The 6,047-nt window shown below is 37.6% G+C and carries 8 protein-coding genes; 1 reads left to right on the top strand and 7 read right to left on the bottom strand.

The features are described from left to right. Window positions 1–179: 179 nt before the first annotated feature. The 7 genes from I600_RS18740 to I600_RS18710 form a co-directional block, all read right to left on the bottom strand. Window positions 180–767 (bottom strand): hypothetical protein, encoded by a 588-nt coding sequence (locus tag I600_RS18740; RefSeq protein ID WP_157490945.1) that lies wholly within the window; start codon window positions 765–767, stop codon window positions 180–182. Between the two features lie 87 nt (window positions 768–854). Next, window positions 855–1,490, bottom strand: coding sequence for a transglutaminase-like domain-containing protein (locus tag I600_RS18735; RefSeq protein WP_058106097.1), 636 nt, complete (start codon window positions 1,488–1,490; stop codon window positions 855–857). A 338-nt stretch (window positions 1,491–1,828) separates the two neighbouring features. Beyond that, on the bottom strand, window positions 1,829–2,194 hold the full coding sequence (locus I600_RS18730) for a group III truncated hemoglobin (RefSeq protein ID WP_317038741.1): 366 nt from the start codon (window positions 2,192–2,194) through the stop codon (window positions 1,829–1,831). 36 nt (window positions 2,195–2,230) lie between these two features. Beyond that, complete coding sequence (locus I600_RS18725) at window positions 2,231–2,455, bottom strand: AraC family ligand binding domain-containing protein (protein ID WP_317038740.1); 225 nt, start codon at window positions 2,453–2,455, stop codon at window positions 2,231–2,233. A 249-nt stretch (window positions 2,456–2,704) separates the two neighbouring features. After that, window positions 2,705–3,403, bottom strand: coding sequence for a ZIP family metal transporter (locus I600_RS18720; RefSeq protein ID WP_058106095.1), 699 nt, complete (start codon window positions 3,401–3,403; stop codon window positions 2,705–2,707). 99 nt (window positions 3,404–3,502) lie between these two features. Next, window positions 3,503–3,958, bottom strand: a complete 456-nt coding sequence (locus I600_RS18715) for a DUF2750 domain-containing protein (RefSeq protein ID WP_058106094.1) — start codon at window positions 3,956–3,958, stop codon at window positions 3,503–3,505. 122 nt (window positions 3,959–4,080) lie between these two features. After that, window positions 4,081–4,539 (bottom strand): hypothetical protein, encoded by a 459-nt coding sequence (locus I600_RS18710; RefSeq protein WP_058106093.1) that lies wholly within the window; start codon window positions 4,537–4,539, stop codon window positions 4,081–4,083. Window positions 4,540–4,959: 420 nt separating this feature from the next. Between I600_RS18710 and I600_RS18705 the strand changes: the two genes are divergently transcribed. Then, window positions 4,960–5,928: an IS110 family transposase gene (locus tag I600_RS18705; RefSeq protein ID WP_058105098.1), complete on the top strand. Its 969-nt coding sequence runs from the start codon at window positions 4,960–4,962 to the stop codon at window positions 5,926–5,928. The last annotated feature ends 119 nt before the right edge of the window (window positions 5,929–6,047 follow it).

Here is a 6,047-nt window from a genome sequence, read left to right as displayed (position 1 = left end):
AAGCTGTTGAAATTATCTATCTATGTCAGTTCGAGTGTTTTCTGAAAGAAAATGTATCGAGAACAGGTTTGGAACACGCAAAGAATTCCGATAACAATTTTACAACTTAGTACTATGTACTTAATACTTAATACAAAAAACGCGAAGCGTTTAATTAACCATCAACGAACAACCATCAACTACTTCCTGTTTTTCTTGGGCTTACAGGTCATACAGAAGTCAGAGAGTTGGTTAATGCCATCTATGACTTTGTTGTGCTCTTTTAAAAGGAGCTCTGCATCTTTGCCAAAATCGGTTGCTTTAAAGACTTGTGCACTTACCGTATTCATTTCTTCCTGTAGCTCGTTAAAAATAGGTTGAAATAATTTTGAGTCGCTAAAAGCACCTTTTTCCTCGTATATCTTTTTCCTTATTTTTCTTGCATATAGTTCCACCAGGTCAAAATCGTAGCGTCCAAATTGTAATAGCTGATTGGCGGTCAAGGTGTCCGGGGCTACTAAAACAGCAAGGTTTTTTTGAAAAATGGCCTTTACCTTGTCATTAAAGTTCTTGGTGAACATAAACGAGACCGAATTCATGTTAAAGCTGAAGTCTATTTTGGCACCGGAATATATGGAATAGGAGGTGAGGTTAGCATTAATTTCGGATTCTGCAGATTGATAATCGGTCAATTGTAGCTCATAATCCGGGTTCCAAACCATAGGTTCTTGCGCCATCATAGTTGCCGATAAAAAGAGTAGAGTCAGTAGTAAAGTGATGTTCTTCAAAGTGTACAAAATTTGAAATCGAATGTACTACAAATAGTAATTCGTTGTTGATACCGTTACGTCCTTAAGTATTAAAATTTGTTAAACTTACAATTGAAACTCGGTCTGGTTGGTACCGTTATCAAATATTTTGGGGTAGTGTTCACGGGCATTTTGTGCCATAAATGCTACGGGTACGTCTTCAAAATGACCATAATCTTCCAAATATTCCATAAACTGGGTACCTTCTTTATTGAAAGCCTGTAGAACGGCATCATTTTCCCCGTCAAAATCTAAAGGGGCAACATGCAGCATTTCGCATAAAGAGGCATTGAAAGTGGGGGAGAGTTTAAGCCATTTGTTTGCTATAAAAGCATCTACCATACCGTGCGGAGTTAATTCGTTGGATCCAAATTTTTCAATTAGGCGGTCTACCGCAATATGGTTTTTAACTTTCGCCAAATGTATTCTTGCCGGTATGCCCATGGCACGTAAACAAGCAATCAGTATGATCGATTTGTCAACGCAGTGTCCTTTGCTGCGTTTCGCAATTTCACTGGCTCTGTATTTCTCCTTGTTAAAGCTTAAGTTGTAGGGGTCATAGCGCCAATGGTCTCTCACCTTGATGTATAAGCCAATGGCTATTTCTTTTTGTGACAAAGAAGCATCTTTAAATTCTGAAATAATGGCCTGAATTTCTTCACTTTCAAAATCAAAAAAGTAAGTAGGGGAAAGGTAATCCATAGCATTAAGTATTTGTAGTAAACATCCATTTATACGCCAAAGACTAAGGTAAGAAATTTTTAAGCGTCAAGGGTAAATCGCCATACGCCGAACGCAAAGCGCTCAAAGCGTTCAAAGCTAGTATTAAGTACAAAGTATTAAGTGAGAATTTTAAAATTGGAAGAGAGAACATAGAATATAGAGAATAGACTTATTTTTATTGAATCGTATTTAGCTGCTAAAATTTTGATATTTAAGTAGCCCGTAGCCCGTAGCCCGTAGCCCGTAGCCCGTAGCCCGTAGCCTGTAGCAACTATTCACTATTTCACTATCAAACTAATTCACTAAAACACTGAGAACTATTCCCTCGGTCTATTCTGCCAAATATGAATATACTGCCCTGTAGACATACGGCGTGCCATTTCTTTAGCTCTGTCCGCTAATTCTCCTTCAAAGAGTTCGTTGATAGTTTCGAACCAAAGTTGTAACCACTGTGCGAAATGATTTTGAGAAATTGTATGGTTTAGATTTTTATCAACGTTCACATGAGCTTTAGAGGGGCTTCCTCTAAACGTGCGTACCCCAAATAAGTTAGATTCCCAAAAATCGGTGAGTTTGCTGAGGTGTGCCGGCCATTGTTCTTCGGAAATATGTCCGTTGAAAATGGGGCCCAACAATTCGTGCTGTCTTATTTTATCATAAAACGTATGCACTAACAGGCTCACATCATCTCTATTTGTAATTTTGGTCATGCGCTAAGTTTAAGAATTTGCCACAACTTTTTCTACTCGTTCCGCGGCATCAAGTTTAGAAAGTGTAAGGCGAACAATGATATCCGATTTCGCTAAAAGGTCATGCGGAATATTGGCTGCTAAGGTAATCATATCTCCTTGTTTCAGTACACGGACAGTACCTTCAACCCCAAAATCTATATTTCCTTCTACTATATGTACTATAATCGGGAAAGGAGCCTTGTGTTCTTTCATGAGTTGGCCTTTTCTCAACAAGATGCGTATCTCTTAAGAGAACGATGTCTCTAAAAGAACTTGAGTAACCATTTTTTTATCGTTGAAATCTAAATTTTCGGTGAAAGATACCTTTTGCATAGCAGTGTTTTTTACAATAGTATAAAACAAGCAATCTTTAAACTATGACACTTCTCAGTTTTGCTTTATGGGGTTGTGTGGTGATTGTTTGGCAAATTATGACGTTATAAACCCTCGTATATTTTTATATTACTCCCCTAAAGTATTTAAATATAGCGCCAAAACTAAACCTATGGCAGTAGCCAAACCTGTCCAATACTTATCTTCTTTAAACGCTTTTGGAAAAACCTCTAAAGCTAAAGATGCCGCTACGGCACCACCGGCAAAGCATTTAATGTAGTTCAAATATTCGGTAGGTAGGTTGGCAAGTAGAAAATGCCCAAGTAAGGCTGCTGCCGATAATATTAGTGCAGTGCCGATCCATAGCCAAAGAATTTTCTTTTTAGAATCGGTATTTTCTGCCATTTCCTTTGCGCCACCTGCCGCCTCGGGTAAATTGGATAATAATATAGATCCCGATAATGCCGCGATGGATAACGGACTTGCGCCAATTAAAGACACGCCCAATGCCAAGTTTTCAGGTATGCCGTCTAAAGTAATGGCAGCAAGTAAGCCGCCGCCACTTTGTGAGTTCCATTTTTCCTTCACCCAATAATCTAACACGGTAAAGGTTATGGCACCTACAAAGACGGTGGATAGTGCAATGGGTACGGAGTTTTTCTCAAGTGCGGGATAGATTAATTCCAACAAGGCGGAAACCAATAACGCCCCACCGGCAAGCGCCACTAAAAAGCCTTCTAAACGTTTGGATAAATTTCCGTACAGACCCCAAAGCGCACCTATGATAAGGGCTCCAGATACAATGAGTACAACAATGGCGGTCATCATGACGATTACGAGTAAGGTTGAATTTTGCGGTGTAGCGGCAAATTAAGAACCTCTTGTGGTAATCTATACTTTGATAAAAAGATTTTTTAACGCAAAATATTACCTATTGGCAATTTTTGCCTGTTCTTCTAAATCGGTAAGATTTTCGAATTTTTGAAGTGATATGTTCTTTTTGGTCGCTTTTATTTCAGCTACCAGGTCAAGGATTAAATCTAAAGGTTTGGCTTCATAGCCGAACATTTTTTGGTCAAACCCAATACCGGCTAGTATACCGTCATTTTCCATGCCTACGCCCCAGGTTTCAATAAATTCGGTTAAGGAAATTTCGGTAATACGGTAGTCAGCCCATTGGTTAATAATGCAAGAATTTGCCCTGCCCTGTATGGCCCAAAAACATAGAATGCCTACAGGTTGATCAAACTCGTCACCATATTGCACAGAGCTGGCCATGGCAAAGCCTTCATGGTTCTGCAGTGCATAAACAATGTCTGTTTCGCAAACGGTTTTAATAAAGTTTCTGTACCTGTTTGCAATAATTTCGGAGCCTTTTGTCATTTATTGGGTTTGTGGGGGGTGATGCTATATGTTCAATTGATGGCTAAGGTAAATATAATATTTTGGTGTTCTTAGAAGTAGATGAGAACAAGCCATTAGTTATGGCGTTTTGTAATTAGCTTTTATTCCCAATTTTCTTTCAGACGATATACTTTTCCAGATTCTTCCAATTCATCATCTAAATTGTCATCATATTGAAAATTTTGAACTTGCCATTTGTCTTTTGGCTTATAAAAAACAAATGTAAATCGAACAGGTTGTCTGTCATATTTCATCATATAACTCTCAAGTTTATAACTTTCTCCAACACTTTTTTCCGTAATTTTTTCGTAACCATAATAATCTCCAACTAATCCAAGAAAACTTGTTAATTGGGTTTTGACATTTTCAATACCGTCCTTATTTCTGTCCATCATCCATTTATTTGTTCCAAAAACATAATCAACCGCTTCTTGAGGCGACTTTTCATATGTCTTAAAAAATTCAGTGGTGATTTCGTCAATTTTTGTCTGGGCTTTCAGAATATTTGTCGACAAAACAGTTACAATTAATAAGGTTAGAATTTTGATTTTTCTATTCATTTGGTTTGCTTTTAATTTATTTAACGTCTCCGTATATGAAACGTAGCGTGTTAAAAAACATTTTCGTTTCGGATTATAAACGAGCCGAATTTTTGAATTTTTCTTTTTATCTTAAATTTCTCAAAAAGCCAAATTTAAAAATTTGGCGGTCTTCGTAAATACACATAAACCTCTCGGAAATCCTATAATAGCTATGTTTTATATACATCTTAAGTTTGATTCTCAGTAAATTGTTGATATAACTAGAAAGAACAAAAGAGAGAATTAAGGTTACTATATACGGTGAAGCTTTAGACTTCGACAACATTGATAATCCTCTCTCTTTTACTACTTAGATCACGTTCAGTTCTGTGAGACCTTAGATCTCGTTTTCAAGTTGTTGTGAGCAGAAGTAGCCGGTTCTTTCGTAAAACATATCTTATGAATAAATATAAAGAAACTTTTGGAGTCGACATCAGTAAAGATGTCTTTGATGTACATGGTAGTAACAAAGGTCACGACCAGTATAAGAACGATGAAACTGGATTTAAGAAATTCCTTAAGGAACTGCCCAAATGTTCATTGGTCGTTATGGAAGCTACCGGTTATTATCATTATAGACTTGCCCAGTTTCTTTACAAAAATGGGGTAATAGTTTCAGTAGTAAACCCATTATCCGTAAAACGTTTCATTCAAATGAAACTGGCTAAAGTAAAAACGGATAAGAGCGATGCCAAGGCTATATGTGAATATGCACTGGTCAACGAGGTACCTATTTACAATGCCTTGACGGATATCCAGAGCGAATGCTTACAGTTGTTCCGGTTATTGGATATCTATTTAAAACAACGTACCGCGACCAAGAACAAGATACACGGAGAAGCTGTTCTGGGCATACCTTCAAAGTTTGTTTATCGTTCCTTGATACGTAATAAGAAACTGCTCAATAAAGAGGTAGCCGCTATCGAATCAAAGATTCTGTCATTGGTAAAAGAGGACCAACAGGAGCAATTGACTTTATTGATGTCAATACCCGGTATAGGTCAAAAGACTGCATTGTTCCTAATAGTGGTCACCGATGGGTTCAATAAGTTCGAAAATGCGGCACAGCTTTGTAGCTATGTAGGTATAACCCCAACGATACGGGAATCGGGGAGCAGTGTGAGAGGTCGTGCGCGAATAAGTAAGGTCGGCAATAGAAAACTTCGCAACCTATTATTTCTATGTTCTTTTAACGCTTGTAAGCACAATAGGGCATGCAGAGAGGTTTATGAGCGGATCGTGAACAGGGGAAAGAGCAAGAAACTGGCACTGATAGCCGTTGCCAACAAACTTTTAAAGCAGTCTTTTGCCATTGCAAAATCTGGCAGGCCATATGATGAAACTTACGTTTCAATATTGCCTAGATAAATAGAAGCTAGATCGAATAAAAAAAGCTCAAAGAATCAAGTTATTGAATCTATGAGCCTGAAATAATATTGTCTCGGATTAAAGAAGAATTTGTTTGTTTTTTATCTCAGTTCTTTGTT

It is taken from the genome of Maribacter dokdonensis DSW-8 (assembly GCF_001447995.1).
In the GTDB taxonomy this organism is placed as follows: domain Bacteria; phylum Bacteroidota; class Bacteroidia; order Flavobacteriales; family Flavobacteriaceae; genus Maribacter; species Maribacter dokdonensis.
The sequence above is the reverse complement of the archived record's forward strand: the minus strand, read 5'-3'. Positions and strand labels throughout refer to the sequence as shown.